The following is a 20,680-nucleotide window of genomic DNA, read 5'->3' on the forward strand; positions in this document are numbered from 1 at the left end:
TTTTTTATAGTTTTTTATATGTTTTTTTGTATTCGTCTATTCTGTATTGCCACATATCCTCAAAACCTTTATCAATGGCTGGTTCTGCTCTCTCACCATACCATTCCCTAAGTTCTTTAAATAGCTCCATACCTGACTTGGCTTCATAGTATTCTGCACGGTCTTTTAGTTTTTGAAAAGTTTTATGATGCATTCTGGGTGGTTTTTTGTCGAACCATTCTAAGTTTCCACCCCGAGCTTTAATATATTCTTTAACCTTTCTTTCACCACGGCTAAAGCGCTCAGTAGGCCTTAGTAATTGGCTGTAATAACAAAGATCACCACATTTACGGCATTGATACTGGCCTTTCAAGCAATATAGCTTACGCATACGTTTATTGCACTTTGGGCATCTAAAGAAATAATAATAACCACCAAAATTACATGACATGCGCTCAATTGGGATGGTATAAGTCCCATCGCGGTATATAACCAAGAGGCTGTCATCATCCTGCAGATACGCTTTTAATTCATATAGGGGTATCCAAAATGAACACTTATCAGTACTCTGCCGAACACCCAATGCTTGTTCATAGTTGTTATACATCTGGAATGAATCAAGCTCTAATAATTCCCTATTTGAACATACAGCTTTTGATTCATGCTGCTTTTTGATCTTCCAATACCACCACCAATGTTGGGCCATGCTCCCCTCCTTTGAACCTGAAAAATGTTTTATTTTTAGGCATCCTAAATTGTTACTATATGAAAATATTGTACGCCTGTTATCTAACTATTTTTAGCCATATAGGTATAAATAACAGAAAAGCCGTTGCAAAAGGCCTAAAATAGGGCACTATGAGAGATAATAGAGGTTTATTTTAAGGGGTTTTTATGAAAGTATTTAAGTATTCTATTTCTGCATTAATAGCTTTATTGGTGCTATTGCCAGCGTGCCAACAAGATGAAAACAATGTATCTGTAAAGGTGTCTCAGCTGTCTCGATCTGAAGCTAAGAGCTTGTTTGAGGGTCAAGGGCGTAATTTAATGTCAGGCAAAGATAAAATTATCCCTGTACGGGTAATAGTGGACAATAGAAGTAATCATTCTATTACAGTAAAGCCAGCCACTATGGCTATCACTGATTCTCAGGTTATTTATGAAAAAGTTGCAAAAAATGTTGCAGGTATCTCGACCGCTTCTACGATAGGTGGTTTTTTACTTGCCGGTCCTATTGGTGCAGCAGCATTCGGTGCCGGTTTTGGTATATCCAATGCAAAAAAGAACGATAGAATTTCTAATGAAATATCTCAAGATGCATTTATTGGTCCAAAAGAAGTCCACCCACAAAGTACATTCAACAAAATTATGTTTGTGAAAAAAGCCGATTTTCAACCAATATTTTCATTGCCTATTGGTTCTCACATACATCAAATAAATCTTGCATAAATTAATAAGAGGAAGTTCCCATGTTTAAACGATTTTTATTGATTATAAATATGTTACTGTTGGTTCCAACCATTATCTATCCAACTATGACTCAGGAAATGTTGTGCGAAATTTGTAAAAGTAGCAAAAAAATTGATAGTAGCTTTAAAGATATTAATTCCTTAAGTCAGAAAAATCAGATTGCAAAATGTATAAAAGCAATTGATGAACTTATTACTCTTACAAAAAGTGAATTAAAAGAAAATAAATTAAGAGATAAATTTATGTCTTTCCTATGGGCAATAAAGGGCGATGGTCATTGCACTTTGAAAAATTATACGCAAGCGTTGAGTGATTGTGATACTGCTCTAATTATTGATAAAGATAATGGTGTAGCTTATTATACTAAAGCGCGTATCTATTCAGTCCTGGGTGACGAAAAAATGTCAGCCATTTTTCTAAAAACAGCTACAGAAAAGGGATTTTTACTTTCTAATGACAATGCAAATTTTGATAATAATTCAAGTATAATCCCGTGGCGTAGAATAGCTATTGCTATAATAACGGCTATTGTCGTGACGGCAACTTTGCAGCCACAATTAGAACATCAAAGAAAAATGGAAGTACACCAAAGAAAAATGGATACTCTTCGTGCGGAGTTAGAAGAGCAGTGCGTAAGAGATTGTTTAGCATTAGGTAGAGGTGGTTTTTTTCCTGATGTGCTCAGATACTAATTTTGAATTGTTTATATCTATAGGTTAATTTTTCAAATTTATAAAAGAGAGGATTTAATGTTTAAGTTATTTTTAAAAACAACAATTGCTTTTTCAGTACTTATAGGTTCTACAGCAAGTATCTTGGCAGATAATAACCCATCTGCATCATATAAAAAAGCTAATAACCAGAGGAAAAATAAAAAAAGCAGAAAGCCAACCGTTGTAAAATCTTGGCAAAGGTTATTAACTCTTAAATGGGGAAAATTATCTAGTGATGATGCATGGAATATCCTAATTCCATCTGCAGTAGTTATTGGAGCATATGTTGTTCTTAAAGATTTATCCAACATTAATAACTATACCGCCCATAAAACTAATATTAATCCATCACATAATCCAGCTACTCCAACACCATCACGTAATATACGGCCGGTTGCTCAAGCTAATATCGCAGTAAATAATACTCCTCCAGCACCCATTGGAAGACCTTTGGTGAGTAATGATCAGGCTGACTATATTCGTATTAAGTCTAATTGTACCGCTATTCTTCAGCAATTTGCTTCAGGGAGTCTTCGCTCAAGCGGGTGGCATCATTCAATTTATCAATATCTAATTAGTGAAAATTCTCCTGCTGCTCGACGCGTACTGGAAGAGTGGATTCGTGGTGATCATGGAATAAAGTTGGCTGATTATAGAAAGTCTTATGGTATTGTTTAATATTTAGCTAATAATCAATAAGCTGTGGCCATAGAATATTATCTCTATGGCCATTTTTTTGGTCCAATAAGTTCAAGGGTAATTTTTCTCTTAGTTTTTTCCAGTCAAAAGTGCGAAGTGTATACAGCATCTTTCACCAATTTTGTGCCATTATGTTGATCCTTTTTTATTTATCGAAATATCTAGCAATTCTCACTTGTGATCCTTATTTCTTCATTTCTTTGCTATATTATGAAATATCATAAATACCAAATAAATAAGGCTCTATCTATATGAATAAACCAAATAATCAGTCTCGTATCACAATCGACATCCCTGAAGAAGATCATAAAAAATTCAAAGCATTAGCTGCATTCTTGGGCAAAAGTATGCGTGAGCTTGTGGTCGAATCAATCCAACAACGTTTAGAACAAAGCCCAATATTTGCAAGTCATAGAACATTAAGAAAATAAGACATGAACAAAGCAATCATCTACGCCAGAGTTTCATCTAAAGATCAAGATTTACAATTTTCTATACCAGCACAACTTAAGTTACTGCATGCTTATGCTTCTCAAAATAATATCCGAATAGCAGAAAGCTTTAAAGACGTTGAAACGGCGAAAAAAGCTGGCCGAACAGAATTTAATCGCATGCTTGCTTATCTCAAAGAAAATAACACTGTTCAACATATATTGGTTGAAAAGACTGACCGTTTGCTCAGAAATATAACTGACTATGCATTGGTAGACCAGCTGATTGAGGATTTTAATATCACCATTCATCTGGTGAAAGAAAATGTAATACTGAGCAAAGATTCTCGCTCTAATGAAAAGTTTATCTTTGGTATCAAAGCATTGATGGCTAAGAACTATAGCGATAACTTATCTGAGGAAGTCCGCAAAGGAATGCTTGAAAAAGCATCACAAGGCATATACCCCTCTATTGCACCCTATGGTTATTTAAATGCAAAAGTAGACGGTAAAAAATTGATTGTAATTGATCCTGATGCTGCAGCTTATATCAAGCAGATGTTTTTTCTTTTTGCATCTGGATCTTACTCCCTATCAACACTCAAAAACAAAATGCTTGCCGATGGTATGGTATACAGGGGTGGAAAAAAGCTCTACAAAAGCAAAATAGAAGCGATTTTGAAAAATGAATTTTACACGGGTGTATTTTATTGGAAAAACAAAAGATACGATAATGCTTCACATGAACCAATAGTCAGTAGAGAATTATTTCAACGAGTACAAGCACGCCTAGCTAGTCCACGTAAAGGTAAGTCCCGTAAAGGTCTGTTTGCGTATACAAACCTAATCACTTGTGGTGTATGTGGGTGTTCACTGACAGCTGAAATTAAAAAAGAAAAATATATTTATTATCGTTGCACTGGGTACAAAGGTAACTGCAAACAACCATATTTGAAAAAAGAAACATTAGAAAAAACATTTGAGAATTTACTACACAGCATTTGCATTACCGATGAGATACATGACCTTATCATGCAAGCACTACGCTCTAGTCTTCAAGATAAGATTGAATACCATAATAAAACTGTTGCTCAGATAGAAAGACAAATCAAGGCGCTACAAAATCGCATCGATCAGGCATATATGGATAAGCTTGATGGAAAAATAACTGAAGAATTTTGGCGCATCCATAGCTCACGTTGGATGGTAGAAAAAGAGGGTTTATCCACCAAGTTGTTTAACTTGCAAAAAGCTGACCAAAATTACCTCAAAAATGCCAACATGATTTTAGAACTTTCTAAAAAGGCGGTGGAATTGTACAAAACCCAAAATCAGCAAGAAAAACGTAAGCTTTTTAATATTTTAGTTTCGAACTGCTCATATAAAGACGGAAAGCTCGATCTGGAGCTGCAACCGGTGTTCAATGAGGTGCTAAAAGCCCGATCAGGGAATACCTGGTGTGCCCGGCAGGATTCGAACCTGCGACCTACGGATTAGAAGTCCGTCGCTCTATCCTACTGAGCTACGGGCACATAAAAAGAAAGGCAAGATATTTGTAGTATAGCCAAAAAGAGCCATAAGTCTATATAATAGCTGCAAAAAAAGGCATAATAAGGTATCATATAAAATTAGAGATTTAATAGAAAAAGTGATACAAATGAAAATCTGTTTCCCACTAGTAAAAAATTAAAAATAATGGGGTTCTATGTCAAATTATTCTAATTCACGAAAAAAACCAGGTAAGAGTACTCGCTATAAAGCGAGAGATAACAAAAAAAGAGGGGCACGGCCATTTCCAAGCCGTAAGGGCACTAAATCTGCTGGCAAATCTAGTTCTCGTGGTAAGAGAAATATACCAAAGTTCGATCCTTCTTTATTTATAAAAAAAGTTGAAGAACAAACAGCAACGCCGGCTTATATTCCTAAAAATACCTTTTCTGACTTTGCTATAGAAGATCAGTTAAAACGCAATATTGCAACAAAGGGATACATTGCACCAACACCTATACAAGACCAAGCGATTCCTTATATTCTAGAAGGGCGTGACCTTATAGGTACAGCACATACGGGTACTGGTAAAACAGCTGCCTTTTTAATTCCTCTTGTTAACAATGTTCTGACAAAAAAAACTTCTCGTGTTTTGATTATTGCACCAACTAGAGAGTTGGCAAATCAGATCCGTACTGAACTTAAAAGCTTCACAACTGATATGGGTATAGGTTCTACATTATGTATTGGTGGAGCAAATATTGATTTGCAGATAAAATCGTTAAAAAATAATCCTGCATTTGTTATTGGAACACCGGGTCGGTTAATAGATTTAGAAAAAAGCAGAGCTATAAACTTTGGTAACTATACATCAATTGTTTTAGATGAAGTTGATAGAATGCTTGATATGGGGTTTATCAAAGACATAAAATATATCATTGATAAATTACCTAAAAAACGTCATTCACTATTCTTCTCGGCTACATTGTCTAAAGAATTACAAGGCATCATGAATAGTTTTTTGAGTGATCCTGTTGCAGTAAATGTAAAAACAAGACAATCAGCTGAAAATGTTAATCAAGAAGTAATACAAGTTGGGCAGCAGAACAAAATAGACCTGCTGCATGATTTGTTAATTAAACCAGAATTCAAGAAAGTTCTTATTTTCTTGCACACAAAACGTGCGGTAGATAAATTAGCAAAAGATTTGATAAATCGTGGATTTACCGTTGCATTAATTCATGGCAATAGAACGCAATCACAAAGAAACAAAGCCTTATTATTATTTAAAACAGGTAAAGTTAATATATTGTTGGCTACCGATGTTGTTGCTCGAGGAATTGACATTGATGACATTACTCATGTGATCAATTTTGATCTACCTCAAACATATGAAGATTATATTCATCGTATTGGCCGAACTGGTCGTGCTGATAAAGTTGGCCAAGCAATTACATTGGTTAAGTAGTTTTTCCTACGGCAAATCGCGCATAGGTAGTGGAAACATAACGGTCTATATCTTTCAAAGATGGTTGTCCGTTAGCCAGTAATTGTTTACCTTTTTTGAGTATTTTTGTGTTGGGGTAGTATGCACCACCGTATTTTTGCATAAATGCTTGTACCGCGTACCCAAGTGTTTTTGCTTCATGCATATGACCCCCTTCATCTGCAAGTACCAAGTAGGTATGTGGGCCATATATATTTTTATAAAAGTCTGCATCGCGTGTGTTGCCCACTACTTTGTCATTGTGCTCAAAGTGAATAAGGATAGGGAAATTTCTATCACGTATAATGCGCGCACCATCAATAGCTTGATCACTGTTAGGATTGTGTTGTGTAATTGCGGGAATAACTGTGTTAACAACCCAAGCGCCGAGTTTGCCAAACATACTGTCTGCGGCTGCACGTGAATCAACAAGTGAACAATTGAGTACAACAGAACTAATTTTATTCAAGATAGTTGTTGCCTGTTTTTTGGAAATATCTAATTTGGTAAAAAATTGTGTGTACTTGTCATACTCGCACAAACGTGCCAACGTGTTGACGGTAGTGGCGCCACCGCGCGAGGTACCAGCTAAGTGCATGGCATTAAGGCCACAATCATCTAATATTTTGAGTATACTTGCTAACGTGGCAATATCCCCTTCTTGACCAACGTTTGATTTTTGCAAATCAACCATGAATGAGCCGGGAATTACATCTTGGAAATCAAAGCCAATAATAGTTCCAGGCAGCGTGTAGGTATTAAGTTGTAAAAACGGAACAACAGCACTTTGGTTTGAGCCATAACCATGCACATATATAGTTGTGCTTTCGCCTTGTACGGCAGTATCGGTAGGGTATACTTTGATATTTGGGTTGTAACCAAGTCTTTGCATAACTGAACTCATATCATAGCGATGTAAATTTTTATGCCATGCTTGCGTACGGCTCGGGCAATAGTCAGTTATTGCTGGTGCGGGTGCTGCACAAAAATATGCTATGTATTCTTCAACGGTATCAGTTGCTGGTTGGGCATCATCGAGTATTCGCTGCCCCTCGTGCAGCAGTTCACTGTCATTATTATATGCGCCACCATGTTTTTTGTGGAATGCATGTATGGCTGCACCAAGTATATTACTGCGGTGCGTGTGGCCACCATCATTACCTAGTACTAAGTAGGTGTTTGGGCCCATAATTTTTTTATAAAAATGTGCATCAGTTGCATTACCCACAATCAAATCATCTTTTTGAAAGTGGACTAATATATTCAAATTTAGATCTTGTATGATTTTTGCAGAATTGAGTGGGCTGTCACCATTTGCGCGATAGTTGGTAATGGTCGGCAGCACAGTACGTCTGACTAAAGGAGCTAAAAACCCAAGTTTTAGGTAATTTAACTTTTCACGGACTACGGTGTGGATATCTACCAGCGGGCAGTTAAGTACAATGGTACCTGCGCGTACCTTATCAACAATCCGTTGTGCTTGCTCCTTGGAAATGCCAAGCGTACGGAAGAATTTTTTGTATGCATGATAATGGTGTAGGCGTGCAAGTGTAGTTATAATGGTTCCGCCGCCACGTGAATGACCAAACAGATGAATGGTCTCAAGTCCACAATCATCAAGTACTTTGAGTGTGAGTACTAAAGGTGCGATATCACCTTTTTGGCAGAAATTTGAAGTTTTGTATGGCGGTAAAAATCCGCCATAATTGGCATCTTTAAAGTTAAAACCTACCATAGTGCCTGGTAACATATCTGAATTACGGCGGAAATATGAGATGCTTTTTTGACTGTCGCCCCATCCATGCACATAAACGGTAATTTGATCACTGTTGTGCGTACTTGTGCCGGGGTATACGGTAATTTCTGGATCATACCCAAGCTTATGAATGACGTCAGTCATATCATACGCATGTAGTTTGGTGACCCACGCTTGTTCTACCGTTGGCATCAAAGGTTGTTTTGGGCGAAATATGAATAATGAAGCAATTGTAAGAAATGCTACTGGTACCAGTGTTATGTACCAAGGCAAACGAATATGCATGCCTTAACCCCCTTATTAATTCTATATTTGTATTATTAATCTATCATTTTTTGTTAAAATGCTCAAAAGGTATAAAAATAGGTTAAGCACGTATGGGAGGGTGTTCCGGTTTGGTATATTTGATGCTACACTGGATTTTTATTTTTAACCTTCCATAAAAAAAGGATATGCCATGAAAAGGGTACTTACTTCTTCTATATTGGTGGCTTCTGCAATGGTACTGACCGGATGTGATAAAAATTCAGATAATACAGTTGATATAACTATACCGATAGAGCAAACAGAGGATATACGCATGACAACACGTCAAAAAACTGATTCAGGATTAGAGTATGAAGTTTTGCAAGAAGGTACTGGTGCAACTCCGCACAAAGGACAACGTATTTCGGTACACTACACTGGTTGGTTAGAAGAAGATGGACAACCGGGAAGAAAATTTGATAGCAGCGTAGATCGTGGTCAACCATTGGTATTTACCGTGGGTGTAGGGCAGGTTATCAAAGGATGGGATGAAGGGTTGTTGCTTATGAAAAAAGGCGAAAAACGCCGCTTAATTATTCCGTCAGACTTGGCATATGGCGCACATGGTGTGGGAAGCATTATTCCACCACATGCAACGTTGATTTTTGATGTAGAGTTAATTGAAATATTATAGATTTTTAAGACTATCTATTTTATTACCCCGCTCTCTTTTTGGGAGTGGGGTTTTTTTGTAAGTGATCAGATCAATAGCATCTCACATTTGATATAAATAAATTTAATTTGTTGTAAGGGCTAAATAATGCTGATTTTTCAAATAGAATGAAAAATAGATGATTTTTTACCAAATGTTGATTCATGTAGAAAATATAAGCTTAATGGGTGGGGGCCTGATTGACAATTGAGTTATTTTTATTACGATTAAAAGCATAAAATAGAAAGGTTCTATTTAATTTTTTTATGGAGGTGTTCTCATGAAGACACTAACTCAGGTAAATAAAGCGTTGTCATTAGCGCTTCTTATTTCAGTAGCATCTGCTCCTGCGATGGAAACATTGCGTAATGCAGGTGACCGTGTAGCTGGCACAGTAAAAGCTAGTTATGAAACAATAACTACACAAGCTGGTAAAGCTGGTTCTTGGGTTGCTGGTCAAGCAAAAGATGGTTTGGAAGCAACAGCTACAGTAGCGAGAAAAGCTAAAGGCGCAGTAGTAGATAGTGCGGCATCAGCAGAAAAGTTTGTTCAAAAGAAATATCTAAGTGGTGCTGTTAAAGTTTCTCAAGCTGTACATAGTAAAAATGAAACAGCGGGCGTATATGTTGGAAAAATGTTTAATTTTCCATTTGCATATCCTAAAGTTACTAAGGTAGGTTTAGCAGCAGTAGCAGCAACTGGTTTAGGATTAACTGCTAAAAAAGCATACTCATACCTGACTCAAGCAGCAGCTATTGAAGAAAATAAAGAAAATAACTCTCAATTGGCTATTCTTGCAGCACAAGCTAAAGATGCGGCTGATACGGTAGCACAAGGTCAAAAAGCGACTTTTGTTGCTCAATCAGAAAATGTTGATACTACCGTAGCAACTCATGCACAAGCATTTGAACAAGCAGTGAATTCATTCAATGCAACCTACAGCAACAAAGCAAGAAAAACTAAACGTACTATTCAACGTGAACAAGCAGCTCAACAACGTGTTGCAGCAGCGCATGCACAATTGCAAAAAGCTATTGAAACTGCGCACGTAGAACAAGTAGCAGAAGTAGTTGATGGTAACACGTTAGCAGCTAAAGCTTCAGCAGCAAGAGATACTGTAGCAGAATATGCAAACCTTGCATGGGAACTTACAAAAGAAAATTCTAAAGAAGTAGCAGCAGCGGCAGCAGTAGTTGCAGTAGCAGGTTATGAAGCTTTGAATGCATACTATGGCTGGACTCAAAAATACGCACTATCACCATGGGCAAAAACAGGTGTAGTAAAGGCTAAAAATGGTGTTGTAACAGGTTTTGAAAAAACAACTGAAGCAGCAAAAATAGCTAAAAACTGGACTACAGATACTGCAAAAGCAAGCTGGGATCAAATGACAGTAAAAAACGCTAAAATTTACGCTAAAAAAACAGCAAAACGAATCAAAAAAGCAAAAGATTCTGCTATGAATTATTTTGCAAGAGATGAGTATGCTGATATGGATGTAATGTTTAATAGCTAATCAGCAAAGCTACTATAAGCAATTTGAAGGCGAGGGGGATCCCCCTCGCCTTTTTTATGCTTTCAGCTGAAGAGCTTATTACTTTGGCCCTTTAGCTATATTACCTAAAAACACCTTAAAATGGACCCCTTTTGACAATGGATGGGTATCTGATAACTTAAGTATTAGATACTAATAAATGGGTTTTAACCTGAATTACAGGTAAAAAACAGGTATCTCAAGTTTTAAAATAGAGGTTTATAGATGGAGGTCTAATCATGAAGAAACTTTCTATAGTTATTTTATCGGCTCTAGTTCTATCAAATAGTATGTTTGGTATGGCAGGAGCTCAGAATACCGGTGGACTATTTAGTGGATTGACTAATATGTTCCAAGCGGTACGCACTAGTTTTAATGGGGCGGTAAACAGCGTTAAGCAAAATGTAGCGGCTACTCAAGCTACAGCTCAAGCAAGCAACCCAGTAGAGTTTGGTAAAGAAGTTAAGGGTGCTGCTAAAGATACTCGAGACTTTGTACGAGCTACGTTTGAAACAACAGAAGGTTGTGCAAATTACTTAGCTGATTACCCAACCTACAATACATGGATTCGCACTCTAGATGAATCGCGCGAACAATTGGAAAACATACAAAAAAATGCGATTGACAATGGGACTATTGGTTCTGTGGATGCTGTTCAAGTAGTAGCGAATCTTAATGGCGTAGATAATCATGTTGCTAAAAAACAAATACGTACTACGGCACAAACACAAGTTCGCCAAGGTAAACGTACAATAGCAAGAAATGTTGCCAAAGTAGAAACACAAGATGTGACTAAAGTACTTCAAACAGATCTAGCGAACTTTAACGCGGCAGTTGCAAAATATATAACTAATGGCAGACAAGAAAGAGACAAAAATCAATTAGTTACTGCAGCTGATAAAGCAAGAAGCACGATTGATACTACTAAAGGTGAATTAGAAGCTAAAAAACAACGCGCGATAAATACTGATCCAGCAGCTGAAATCATTTATGGTGGTTCTAAGTTACGTACATGGCTTACTGCAGGTGTTGTACTTGCTGGTGCCATAATGTTTGCAAATATACTTGAGCACAATACTAGTATATTCAGCAAATTAACAAGTGCAGGTTCAGACCTTCAAAGCTGGATAGCTACTCAGTTGAATAGTGTTGTTGATCGTGCAATTCAACAACGAGCACAGCAAAGTTTTTTAGGTAGAGTATTTGGCTTTGGGACATCAGCGTCAACAACAAATAGCTAATTACACGATAATATCGTAAGAAAAATAAAAATGAGCGGTTTTCAGACCGCTCATTTTTTTATGTAATTAATGTTGCTAATTTTTGCAGTGCTGCTATCGGATCTTGTGTTTTAAAAATTGCTGATGCTACTGCAAAGTCTTCTACTCCTTTTTGTGCAAGCATGGCAATATTATGCTCGTCTATTCCGCCATCCATAGCAATTGAGAATTTGAATTTATTTAATCTGCGGTAGGTAGCAAGTGGGATAATTTTATCTATCGTTGATTTTATAAAATCTTGCCCTGCAAAGCCTGGTTGGACTGACATGATGAGTACTTGATCAACTAATCCCAATACAGGGAAAATTTTTTCTATGGGTGTTTGTGGATTAATAGCCACACTTGCTTTCCAATTTTCGCCATGTATCTGATTAATCAATGACGTGCTATCTCCGATGACTTCATAATGGAAGCTGATCATACTGCCTGGAGTTAGATTCAGGCTATTAATAAATTGTTGTGGTTGTTGAATCATCAGATGCACCCAAGAAGGGTGTGTGCTTGCATGGTCGATTGCATTAACCCATTCGGGGTCAAAGAATGCCTCATTTGGTACAAATTTATGATCCATAACGTCGATATGAAAGCCATGGCAGTGAGGGTTAAGCTTTTTGATAGTATCTTCTATGGTGTCTGGATTTATGCCCAGAAGTGACGGATATATGGTAGGCATAGAAAAATCTCCTTTTGAAGGGGTGAATTATGTGGGTTTTTCGGGTACACTCAAATAGTGTTGTATAGCTTAACAAAATTGCCGGAAAGGATATAACCATATGTCTATACAAAAAGTTCATATGCTTATTTTATTGCAAAATAATCTACCTGCTGCTGTTAAATTTTATCAAGATCTTGGATTGTCATTAAAGTTTCAACTCAAAGATCAATGGGCAGAAATGATGCTTGGTGATGTGAAAATTGGCTTATCACCTGTACAGCAAGAATTGCCGGACCGTCGTCCAGGGATTGTGCTATATGTAGATGACTTGCGTGCTTTTTATCAAAAACATAAAGATACGGTGACCTTTATGAGTGAACCAGTAGAAAAAGTACATGGCATTATGGTGAGCATCAAAGATCCGGGGAACAATATTTTAGATCTATATCAACCAACGCCAGACAAAGTCCAGGAATTGGTTAAAAAAGTGAAAGAACAAGGTGGATGTTGTCAAGGGCAATCAGATAAGTGTATATGCAAATCAAGCCACATTCCTAGGGCATAGTACATAAAAATCTGAGTCTAATAGTATCAAGAAAGTAGCATTGAATTTTTTAGATTTTGACCTATACTTTTAAAGGTAGGGAATCCTTGAAATTAGGCATTTTCTCACATTAAGACAGAATAAAGTAATATTCCAGTATAAGGAGAATACCTATGTTCCAAAAACTTCGTCCGCTCGGAGATCGAGTGCTTGTTAAATGCATAGAAGATCAAGAAAAAACTGCAGGAGGTATCATTATCCCGGATGCAGCAAAAGAAAAAGCTCAGACTGGTGCTGTTGTATCAGTAGGTACTGGTCGTAAGGATGAGCATGGTAATCCAATTGCTATGGAAGTAAAAGTGGGTGACATTGTGTATTTCGGTAAATATGCCGGAACACAAGCGGGAGACAACCATCTGATTATTCGTGAAGATGAAATCTTAGGAATTGTTGAAAAGTAATCCTTTCTTATTCTCATCCATATCTAAACATACGAGGAAACAATTATGGCAGTTAAAAAAATTATATTTGGTAGCGATGCACGTGAGCGCATTCGCAAAGGTGTCGATATTCTAGCAGATACCGTTAAAGTTACTCTTGGGCCAAAAGGTCGCAATGTAGTTTTTGAACGTTCATTTGGTGCACCATCAATTACTAAAGACGGTGTAACCGTAGCAAAAGAAATTGAACTCGAAGACAAATTAGAAAATATGGGCGCACAAATGGTGCGTGAAGTTGCAAGTAAAACAGCAGATGTTGCTGGTGATGGTACAACTACCGCAACCGTTTTGGCGCAAGCAATATTCCGCGAAGGTAACAAATATGTTACTGCCGGTGCTAACCCAATGGAACTCAAACGTGGTATTGATAAAGCAACTCAAGCAGTTGTGGAAAGCATCAAGGCAAGTGCAAAACCAGTTGATAGTAAAAAAGAAATTGAGCAAGTTGCAACTATTTCTGCCAATTCGGATACCGTTATTGGTAAACAAATTGCCGATGCTATGGAACGCGTAGGGCGCGATGGTGTTATTACCGTTGAAGAAGCAAAAGGTATGCAAGACGAATTAGATGTAGTTGAAGGTATGCAGTTTGACCGCGGCTATTTGTCTCAATACTTTGTGACAGACACTGAGAAGATGGAAACAGTGCAAGATAACCCGATGATCCTGATTTTTGAAAAAAAGATCAGTGCTATGAAGCCATTGTTGCCACTTCTAGAACAAACAGTACAATCAGGTCGTCAACTATTGATTATAGCAGAAGATGTTGAAGGTGATGCTCTTGCAGCCTTAGTAGTAAACAAACTACGGGGCAATCTCAAAGTTGCAGCTGTTAAGGCACCTGGTTTTGGTGATCGTCGTAAAGCAATGCTTGAAGATATTGCGATTTTGACTGGCGGTAAATTAATTACTGAAGACCTGGGTCTCAAATTAGAAAATGTACAAATGCATGATCTTGGTTCTGCTAAAAAAGTTATTATTACCAAAGATAACTGCACTATTATTGAAGGCGCTGGTGATTCAGCAACTATTAAAGGTCGTGTTGCACAAATTAAAGCACAGATTGCAAACAGCACATCTGATTATGACAAAGAAAAATTGCAAGAACGCTTGGCAAAACTTGCTGGCGGTGTAGCTGTTATTAAGGTTGGTGCAGCGACTGAAACTGAATTAAAAGAAAAGAAAGATCGTATAGAAGATGCATTGCATGCAACTCGTGCAGCAGTAGAAGAAGGTATTGTTGCCGGTGGTGGTGTTGCATTGATTCGTGCTCAAAAAGCTGTTGATATGCTTAAGCTAGATGGCGATGAGCAACTAGGAGTTCAAATTGTACGTCGCGCTATCGAAGAACCATTGCGTATTATTGCAAGCAATGCAGGACACGATGCTGCGGTTGTTGTGAACCAAGTTAAAACAGAAACAGGTAGCAGAGGCTTTGATGCAAGAAACGATGAATATGTTGACATGGTTGCAGCAGGGATTATTGATCCAGCAAAAGTAACACGTTCAGCAATTCAATATGCAGCATCAATAGCAGGTTTATTATTGACAACAGAGGCATCTATTTTTGAAATGCCACAAGCAAAAGATAAAGCTGCACAAGTTCCAGGAATGGGCGGTGGCATGGGTATGCCAGGCATGTTTTAATTAACTTTTGCATAAGAATTAAAAGCCTCGATTTTTTTAGTCGAGGCTTTTTTTTATGTATAAGACGTATTGACAATTATATCTACAATTACGTAGTATCAGCAAAGAAGCATTCTGCTTAATTTAAAAAAAAGGAGTCTCATGGAAAAAGGAATACGTTCAATTATTATTGGTATAATAGTAATCGTAGTATTGTTCTTTATTGGCCGTTATGTGTGGCGTGAAGTACAAAAAGCTATGGTTGCAAAATCAATTCAAGAATCTACGGTAATAATAGAAGAAGAAGTTATACCTCAAAATGGTAATGGCCAATAAGTAAAAAAAATTATTTTAACATGAAAAGGCTTGGTGCTTGATTGGTACTAAGCCTTTTCATGTTCTATCAAATTATTAAAAAGACATGCCCCATTTAACCCATACGCCACTGTTTTGTAATGCAGAATTTTTCTGTGCAAATTCAAAATAGCCACCAATACCAAAAAATACATATTCATCATGCATAATACCAGCAGCAACTTGTAATTTTTGTATGATAGCACTACTAGCAGCTCCAGAATCAAAATCGATGTCTTCTATGGTAATCGGAGTAAATTCAGCATCATTGGGTGCTTGGCAGTTAATGGTGCTCATACTAGATGATGTAGCAACTACTTGCCCTTTTTCTATCATGCTTCCTGTTCCCGCAATACCATATACACCATAGCAGAAGGTTTCCGGAATCGTATCCCATAGTTTTATATGCTCGTAATCGCGTCCCCATACACTGTAGCTTAGTTCAAATTCAAATGGTCCGGTTTGCACGCGCCATCCTGTTGCAAAATCAAATATACCAAATGGGCTAACTTTTACATCAAAGGTGAGTACGTTTACACCGGGAATATTTTGATCAGGTGGCCCATTTTGTCGATTCATAGGTAGAAATCGGCTCCATGGTTTGTTTCTCAAATCAAAAGTACGTTTTTGTTTGTTACGCCACAAATAGACTGCTTCAAGATCTATAAAATAAAATAATTTAAATTGTTCAATATCCTTGTTGAGTAAAAAATTCATATTGAGTCCAAAACCGGTACCAAAATGTTTGTTATTACCGGCAAAGGGATCAAAAATATAGCTAGCATCTTGCTTAGGTGCAAACGGAATAGACAGAATAGCATAGTATCTAAATTGGTTAAGTTTGTTTTGAGTTACGTAGTCTCTACCGCCATCAATACGTAATTCTGCAATACTGAATGAATGTAACGTATTGGGACAAAACTTACCGTATTGCCAGTCTGGTTGATTAAATGCTTGGATTAAATCAAATGGTGGTTGTGTAGGTTCATTAGTGCCGGTCATAACCATAGATTGTTCTGGTCCAAAATTATTGCGTACTGACACAAGTGGGACGCTGATGCTAAACCAAGTATTTTCCCACAATGAACTTTCAGCAAACATACTTTTAAAATTTTGATGATACTGAAAAATAAAACCGGCTTGCTTTTGTTCTGGGTTGATAGTCAAAACTCCGCTGAATGTATCAGGCAATCCAAGCCATTCAGCACGGACATCGCGCGTGAAGAATGTTTCGCTAATTGCATCACCTGCAACAAGTACATTTGTTTTTCCATTTTGAGGCAAAAAATATTGTTTTATTGCATTTTTTTCACGTGACTTTTGTGCAAAGCCAATCATTTGAAAACTGCTACCGTGGTTACCCGTTTTGTTATAAACAAAATTGTGCCATATGGCATCATACATAGCTACATTGTATAGCACAGGGCGTGTATACATAAATGAATGAGAAAAAACTTCTTGTTTTCTTGCGTATAGTTTGCACATAAAACAAGACAAAATAACGAGTATGCTGAGAGCATATTTCTTCATTAGAACGTCCTTTTTTCTGATCAGCAAATTCCAATGTTTAGCTTAAGACAGCTTTTTTATAAAGACAAGCTTTTCATCTTTATGTTTTTGGTATGTTAACATATTATATACTTAAAATTTATTATTTTTTCAAAAGGAGTATGTGATGTGTTTTTCTGCGACAAGTAGCTTTGCGGCTGCGGGTATGTTGGCTGGTATTGGTGTATTATCTCTTATACATGTACGAAAAAAAGAACAATACCTGATGGCCGGTATTCCATTTGGTTTTGCATTACAACAATTGACTGAAGGGTTCATATGGCAACAATATGGTCTGAAATCAAGTACATACATGCAAATAATGATGTACATATTTCTTTTGTTTGCGTTTGTTATATGGCCTATGTGGATTCCTGCAGCTGTATTTGCAAGTGAACATAATAAACGGCGTAGAAAGTTATTATTTTATAATGTGCTATGGGGTATGTTGGTTGCCGTATATGGTGCATATATTCTAATAACATATCCCATTACGGTGCAGATCACGAATCATAGTATTGAATATGTATTTGGGCATAAAATTTCTACAGAATATGTGTGGATAGTATATTTATTTGATTATGTACTTGCTACTATTTTGCCATTTTTTATTTCAAGCAAAAAAATACATAAAGTATTCGGAGGCTTACTTGCAGGCTCGTTGGTGCTCACTTATTTTGTATGGACAGTTACATTGGTTTCTGTATGGTGTTTTTTTGTTGCATTACTCAGCATGTTGATTTTTATTGATGTATACAAGAAATAAAATGTCTCAACCCGCTCACTCTGCTGTGCTTGCCGAAGCTTTATGCAAAGGTTGGGAGCTTTGTCGAAGAGAAGGGTAAAATTATGTTGTTTCGAATATTTTTGTAGCACTTGTAGCATCTTTATCATCATATACGATAGCAGAAATAGCATGAGTCATAGCGATTGCTTGTGGTAAATCATACTGAAAAATATTACGCCCAGTAGCAGTACCCGCAGCATTACCAATGTGAATTTGATCATATACTTCACGTAAGAATTCACGCGGATTTTCTTTGGTGCCGCCAGCACAAATGATGCCTGTATTTCCTGCAGCAGCGGTGGCTATGCGCAGATATTCTGGGTTAACTGGTTTAATTTTTACAAAATCTGCACCAAGTGCATGACCAACACCGGTGGCATCCGCAGCTAGCTGAGCATCTGTTTTTTCTTTCATATATTTACCACGTGGGTAAATCCATAACGTAGCGACTAGACCATGTTGATGTGCGATGTAAATAGTTTGTGCGGCTTTAGCGAGCATAGCTCCCTCATATTCACTTCCTAGATAAATGGTATACCCAATACCGCGGATGTTGAGCCCTGTGGTTTCTTTCAAATGTATAACATGCTCAATATGCCAGAGTGATGTGCTTACCGAATCTTTTTCGTGTGTAGGTACTAGGTCAGTTTTTGCATTCAGTTTTACGATATAGTTAATAGTAGGATATTGTTTGCCATACCGCGCAATAAGCCCTAAATGTGTAGCCATAGCACCAATGCGTCCCTGTGAAGCGATTTTGAACAAATGTTCTGGATATAATGCATGAGGGCTAATAGCATTTCCGTAAAAATCATCATTTACATGTTCAATTTTTTGATCACATGCAAATAAAAATAATCGATGTGTGTTCTGGGTGATTGCATTATAATTATCTACAAATGTATTTTCTATGGTACGTGGTACGTCAGCGGGAATAAGTATAGAATTTTTATTCATTATGTTCCTTATCAAATAATACGATCTTGAATGATTGTATGTTGTGCAATAGTTTTAAACAATGGTGCAGCTACCGTAGAAGCGAATATATTGGTTCGATTTGCTTGTTTTATGAATGTGACAATTACTCGTTTGTAGGTACCTTGGTCTATAATGCCCGCACACGTAAATAAATTTTTATTGGTATCATATTCACCATTGATTAGCATATTAGCAGTACCGGTTTTACTCATAATACGATAGCCTGGAATTTGTGTACGTTTGGTAGTTCCTTTTTGCGCCGTATGTTCAAGAATATTTTTTATGGTAACAAGATTTTCTGGACTATACAGTGGATGCTCTTTTGTTACTTTGTCATACGGTAATATAATCTGCGGTATTATTTTATAGCCACCGTTTGCAATAACGCACATTGCCGTAGCCAGTTGTAGCAGCGTAGCAGATACTTCATACCCATATGATAAAGAAATTATTGATTGTTTTGACCAATTGCCTGGAGGATTCACAAACCCTTTATGTTCACCGGGCAATTGGATGCCAGTTTTATTACCAAAGCCAAGTTTTGTGTAATGATCATATAACTTTTCATTCAAACGTTTTGCAACAATAGCAATACCAATATTGTTAGAGAATCCAACAACGTCTTTAAATGGAATTTCGCCATGTTCTCGTGGTGTGTTTATTTTACGACCATCCACATAGGTGGTACGGGTATTTTTGCAATCAATGATTTCATCGGGAGAGGTCACATTTTCTTCCAATGCGGCGAGTGCGGCAAATATTTTAAATACAGAACCAAGTTCATATGCTTCGGTAATTACACGGTTTTTAGTAAACTCTAAATTTAGTTGTTCAGTATTATTAGGATCAAAATGTGGGTATGACACCATGGCAAGAATTTCACCATTGTCCGGATCCATAACAATAGCGGCACCTTCTACTGACTCATAGTGCTGCACGGTATTTTTAACTGCTTCATGTACAAGAAATTGTAAATCATTATTGATTGTTAAACGTACCGGTGTGCCGTGTTCTCCAGTTATTTTTGTTTCTTTTTTAAAATAAAATAACCCAGAGCGTGCATCTTTTTCTAGACAAAATGTATCAGGTGTACCGGCCAATGTTTTATTGCATATATATTCTATACCCATAAGACCGTTGTTATCTATGTCGGTAATACCTACCAGTGATGCAGCTGCATCAAGTGGATAGAATCGATGTGGTTCATTCAGGAGACGAATATCAGGAATAGCATGATCTGCAAGTAGTTTTTGTTGATCAGGAGTAAGTTTGCGCTTGATATACATAAATTGTTTATGAGGATGTTGCTCAAGTTGTGTATATGTTTCAGGAAAATGTTCTTGCAAGAATGGTTTGAGCATGTTGGGTGATTCAAGTTTTGCAGGTAAAATGAACGCTGAGACACAATCTTGATTTATAGCTAATGGATGTGTGCCGGTACGGTCATAGATAGGTGCCCGTGGTGGTAATTTGCTAATAGTGACAAGGTATTGTTGATTACCCAGTTGAATATAAAAATTTGCGTGTCTAATTTGTATCAGATAGAGATTAAAAATAATCATCGTATACAAGATGCAAAAAAATAAAAATATAATAGATGATCTAATTTTGTATTTCTGATTTATCATCGCTTATCTTTTTTATTTGGTTTAATTTGACCGATGACATGGCAAGATGATGTTGGGCATATTGTTTTATCTGATCTTTATTTTGTAGGGCATATAGCTTCTGTACACGTTGTTCTTTTTCATGATTTAATTTAGCCAATAATTGTTCGTTTTTTTGCTTCCGGTATGAGGCTTGTATGAATTGTGCATGTTTATGAATTTGTAGAAAAATAAAACCTACATGGGCAACAATAAACGTTGATACAAAAAATATGCGCTTCATAGCATGC

The 20,680-nt window shown here is 36.9% G+C and carries 20 protein-coding genes and 1 tRNA gene; 13 read left to right on the top strand and 8 right to left on the bottom strand.

Annotated elements, in window-relative coordinates; all coding sequences use genetic code 11:
* Positions 1-4: 4 nt before the first annotated feature.
* The gene (locus PK943_05030; GenBank protein HRN78581.1) at positions 5-685 is read right to left on the bottom strand and encodes a hypothetical protein; all 681 of its coding nucleotides are present in this window, start codon (positions 683-685) and stop codon (positions 5-7) included.
* Positions 686-873: 188 nt separating this feature from the next.
* On the opposite strand from PK943_05030, the gene PK943_05035 reads away from it, so the two are divergent.
* The 4 genes from PK943_05035 to PK943_05050 all read left to right on the top strand — a co-directional run bounded on the left by PK943_05035 (position 874) and on the right by PK943_05050 (position 3,292).
* The gene (locus tag PK943_05035) at positions 874-1,428 is read left to right on the top strand and encodes a hypothetical protein (GenBank protein ID HRN78582.1); all 555 of its coding nucleotides are present in this window, start codon (positions 874-876) and stop codon (positions 1,426-1,428) included.
* A 20-nt stretch (positions 1,429-1,448) separates the two neighbouring features.
* A complete protein-coding gene (locus PK943_05040) occupies positions 1,449-2,141 on the top strand; it encodes a hypothetical protein (protein ID HRN78583.1) in 693 nt (230 codons plus the stop codon).
* Positions 2,142-2,198: 57 nt separating this feature from the next.
* Complete coding sequence (locus PK943_05045) at positions 2,199-2,840, top strand: hypothetical protein (GenBank protein HRN78584.1); 642 nt, start codon at positions 2,199-2,201, stop codon at positions 2,838-2,840.
* 272 nt (positions 2,841-3,112) lie between these two features.
* The gene (locus PK943_05050; protein ID HRN78585.1) at positions 3,113-3,292 is read left to right on the top strand and encodes a hypothetical protein; all 180 of its coding nucleotides are present in this window, start codon (positions 3,113-3,115) and stop codon (positions 3,290-3,292) included.
* Positions 3,293-4,747: 1,455 nt separating this feature from the next.
* On the opposite strand, the gene PK943_05055 is transcribed toward PK943_05050, so the two are convergent.
* Positions 4,748-4,824: transfer RNA gene (locus tag PK943_05055), tRNA-Arg, on the bottom strand.
* Between the two features lie 173 nt (positions 4,825-4,997).
* Between PK943_05055 and PK943_05060 the strand changes: the two genes are divergently transcribed.
* Positions 4,998-6,248: a DEAD/DEAH box helicase gene (locus PK943_05060; GenBank protein HRN78586.1), complete on the top strand. Its 1,251-nt coding sequence runs from the start codon at positions 4,998-5,000 to the stop codon at positions 6,246-6,248.
* On the opposite strand, the gene PK943_05065 is transcribed toward PK943_05060, so the two are convergent.
* Positions 6,241-8,307, bottom strand: a complete 2,067-nt coding sequence (locus tag PK943_05065; GenBank protein ID HRN78587.1) for a hypothetical protein — start codon at positions 8,305-8,307, stop codon at positions 6,241-6,243. The two genes, PK943_05060 and PK943_05065, sit on opposite strands and share 8 nt — an antisense overlap.
* A gap of 295 nt (positions 8,308-8,602) precedes the next feature.
* Here PK943_05065 and PK943_05070 point away from each other — a divergent pair, with 295 nt between their 5' ends.
* The 3 genes from PK943_05070 to PK943_05080 all read left to right on the top strand — a co-directional run bounded on the left by PK943_05070 (position 8,603) and on the right by PK943_05080 (position 11,752).
* On the top strand, positions 8,603-8,962 hold the full coding sequence (locus tag PK943_05070) for an FKBP-type peptidyl-prolyl cis-trans isomerase (GenBank protein ID HRN78588.1): 360 nt from the start codon (positions 8,603-8,605) through the stop codon (positions 8,960-8,962).
* A gap of 298 nt (positions 8,963-9,260) precedes the next feature.
* Entirely contained in the window at positions 9,261-10,493 is a 1,233-nt protein-coding gene (locus tag PK943_05075) for a hypothetical protein (protein HRN78589.1), read from the top strand.
* A gap of 257 nt (positions 10,494-10,750) precedes the next feature.
* Entirely contained in the window at positions 10,751-11,752 is a 1,002-nt protein-coding gene (locus PK943_05080; protein ID HRN78590.1) for a hypothetical protein, read from the top strand.
* A gap of 58 nt (positions 11,753-11,810) precedes the next feature.
* On the opposite strand, the gene PK943_05085 is transcribed toward PK943_05080, so the two are convergent.
* Positions 11,811-12,464, bottom strand: a complete 654-nt coding sequence (locus PK943_05085) for a ribulose-phosphate 3-epimerase (protein ID HRN78591.1) — start codon at positions 12,462-12,464, stop codon at positions 11,811-11,813.
* Between the two features lie 100 nt (positions 12,465-12,564).
* Between PK943_05085 and PK943_05090 the strand changes: the two genes are divergently transcribed.
* The 4 genes from PK943_05090 to PK943_05105 all read left to right on the top strand — a co-directional run bounded on the left by PK943_05090 (position 12,565) and on the right by PK943_05105 (position 15,452).
* Positions 12,565-13,011: a hypothetical protein gene (locus PK943_05090; protein ID HRN78592.1), complete on the top strand. Its 447-nt coding sequence runs from the start codon at positions 12,565-12,567 to the stop codon at positions 13,009-13,011.
* Positions 13,012-13,163: 152 nt separating this feature from the next.
* Positions 13,164-13,451: a co-chaperone GroES gene (locus PK943_05095; protein HRN78593.1), complete on the top strand. Its 288-nt coding sequence runs from the start codon at positions 13,164-13,166 to the stop codon at positions 13,449-13,451.
* Positions 13,452-13,496: 45 nt separating this feature from the next.
* Positions 13,497-15,137 (top strand): chaperonin GroEL, encoded by a 1,641-nt coding sequence (gene groL, locus PK943_05100; protein HRN78594.1) that lies wholly within the window; start codon positions 13,497-13,499, stop codon positions 15,135-15,137.
* Positions 15,138-15,278: 141 nt separating this feature from the next.
* Positions 15,279-15,452, top strand: coding sequence for a hypothetical protein (locus PK943_05105; GenBank protein ID HRN78595.1), 174 nt, complete (start codon positions 15,279-15,281; stop codon positions 15,450-15,452).
* A 75-nt stretch (positions 15,453-15,527) separates the two neighbouring features.
* Here PK943_05105 and PK943_05110 read toward each other — a convergent pair whose 3' ends face one another.
* Positions 15,528-17,000, bottom strand: a complete 1,473-nt coding sequence (locus PK943_05110; protein ID HRN78596.1) for a hypothetical protein — start codon at positions 16,998-17,000, stop codon at positions 15,528-15,530.
* Positions 17,001-17,142: 142 nt separating this feature from the next.
* Between PK943_05110 and PK943_05115 the strand changes: the two genes are divergently transcribed.
* The gene (locus tag PK943_05115) at positions 17,143-17,784 is read left to right on the top strand and encodes a hypothetical protein (GenBank protein HRN78597.1); all 642 of its coding nucleotides are present in this window, start codon (positions 17,143-17,145) and stop codon (positions 17,782-17,784) included.
* An 81-nt stretch (positions 17,785-17,865) separates the two neighbouring features.
* Here the strand turns inward: PK943_05115 and PK943_05120 are convergent, their stop codons facing one another.
* The 3 genes from PK943_05120 to PK943_05130 are packed head-to-tail and all read right to left on the bottom strand — an operon-like array spanning position 17,866 to position 20,673.
* Positions 17,866-18,762: an aldolase gene (locus PK943_05120; GenBank protein HRN78598.1), complete on the bottom strand. Its 897-nt coding sequence runs from the start codon at positions 18,760-18,762 to the stop codon at positions 17,866-17,868.
* A gap of 11 nt (positions 18,763-18,773) precedes the next feature.
* A complete protein-coding gene (locus PK943_05125; protein HRN78599.1) occupies positions 18,774-20,411 on the bottom strand; it encodes a penicillin-binding protein 2 in 1,638 nt (545 codons plus the stop codon).
* Positions 20,386-20,673, bottom strand: a complete 288-nt coding sequence (locus PK943_05130) for a hypothetical protein (protein ID HRN78600.1) — start codon at positions 20,671-20,673, stop codon at positions 20,386-20,388. Before PK943_05130 ends, PK943_05125 begins: the two co-directional genes overlap by 26 nt.
* Positions 20,674-20,680 lie beyond the last annotated feature (7 nt).

The sequence above is a fragment of the Candidatus Dependentiae bacterium genome (assembly GCA_035445995.1).
GTDB lineage: Bacteria > Babelota > Babeliae > Babelales > Vermiphilaceae > DAOMRS01.

What these genes read in the sequence shown, in the direction of transcription:
- PK943_05030 (HRN78581.1), bottom strand. Translation starts at nt 685, where the DNA reads ATGGCCCAACATTGGTGGTGGTATTGGAAGATCAAAAAGCAGCATGAA.
- PK943_05035 (HRN78582.1), top strand. Translation starts at nt 874, where the DNA reads ATGAAAGTATTTAAGTATTCTATTTCTGCATTAATAGCTTTATTGGTG.
- PK943_05040 (HRN78583.1), top strand. Translation starts at nt 1,449, where the DNA reads ATGTTTAAACGATTTTTATTGATTATAAATATGTTACTGTTGGTTCCA.
- PK943_05045 (HRN78584.1), top strand. Translation starts at nt 2,199, where the DNA reads ATGTTTAAGTTATTTTTAAAAACAACAATTGCTTTTTCAGTACTTATA.
- PK943_05050 (HRN78585.1), top strand. Translation starts at nt 3,113, where the DNA reads ATGAATAAACCAAATAATCAGTCTCGTATCACAATCGACATCCCTGAA.
- PK943_05060 (HRN78586.1), top strand. Translation starts at nt 4,998, where the DNA reads ATGTCAAATTATTCTAATTCACGAAAAAAACCAGGTAAGAGTACTCGC.
- PK943_05065 (HRN78587.1), bottom strand. Translation starts at nt 8,307, where the DNA reads ATGCATATTCGTTTGCCTTGGTACATAACACTGGTACCAGTAGCATTT.
- PK943_05070 (HRN78588.1), top strand. Translation starts at nt 8,603, where the DNA reads ATGACAACACGTCAAAAAACTGATTCAGGATTAGAGTATGAAGTTTTG.
- PK943_05075 (HRN78589.1), top strand. Translation starts at nt 9,261, where the DNA reads ATGAAGACACTAACTCAGGTAAATAAAGCGTTGTCATTAGCGCTTCTT.
- PK943_05080 (HRN78590.1), top strand. Translation starts at nt 10,751, where the DNA reads ATGAAGAAACTTTCTATAGTTATTTTATCGGCTCTAGTTCTATCAAAT.
- PK943_05085 (HRN78591.1), bottom strand. Translation starts at nt 12,464, where the DNA reads ATGCCTACCATATATCCGTCACTTCTGGGCATAAATCCAGACACCATA.
- PK943_05090 (HRN78592.1), top strand. Translation starts at nt 12,565, where the DNA reads ATGTCTATACAAAAAGTTCATATGCTTATTTTATTGCAAAATAATCTA.
- PK943_05095 (HRN78593.1), top strand. Translation starts at nt 13,164, where the DNA reads ATGTTCCAAAAACTTCGTCCGCTCGGAGATCGAGTGCTTGTTAAATGC.
- groL (HRN78594.1), top strand. Translation starts at nt 13,497, where the DNA reads ATGGCAGTTAAAAAAATTATATTTGGTAGCGATGCACGTGAGCGCATT.
- PK943_05105 (HRN78595.1), top strand. Translation starts at nt 15,279, where the DNA reads ATGGAAAAAGGAATACGTTCAATTATTATTGGTATAATAGTAATCGTA.
- PK943_05110 (HRN78596.1), bottom strand. Translation starts at nt 17,000, where the DNA reads ATGAAGAAATATGCTCTCAGCATACTCGTTATTTTGTCTTGTTTTATG.
- PK943_05120 (HRN78598.1), bottom strand. Translation starts at nt 18,762, where the DNA reads ATGAATAAAAATTCTATACTTATTCCCGCTGACGTACCACGTACCATA.
- PK943_05125 (HRN78599.1), bottom strand. Translation starts at nt 20,411, where the DNA reads ATGATAAATCAGAAATACAAAATTAGATCATCTATTATATTTTTATTT.
- PK943_05130 (HRN78600.1), bottom strand. Translation starts at nt 20,673, where the DNA reads ATGAAGCGCATATTTTTTGTATCAACGTTTATTGTTGCCCATGTAGGT.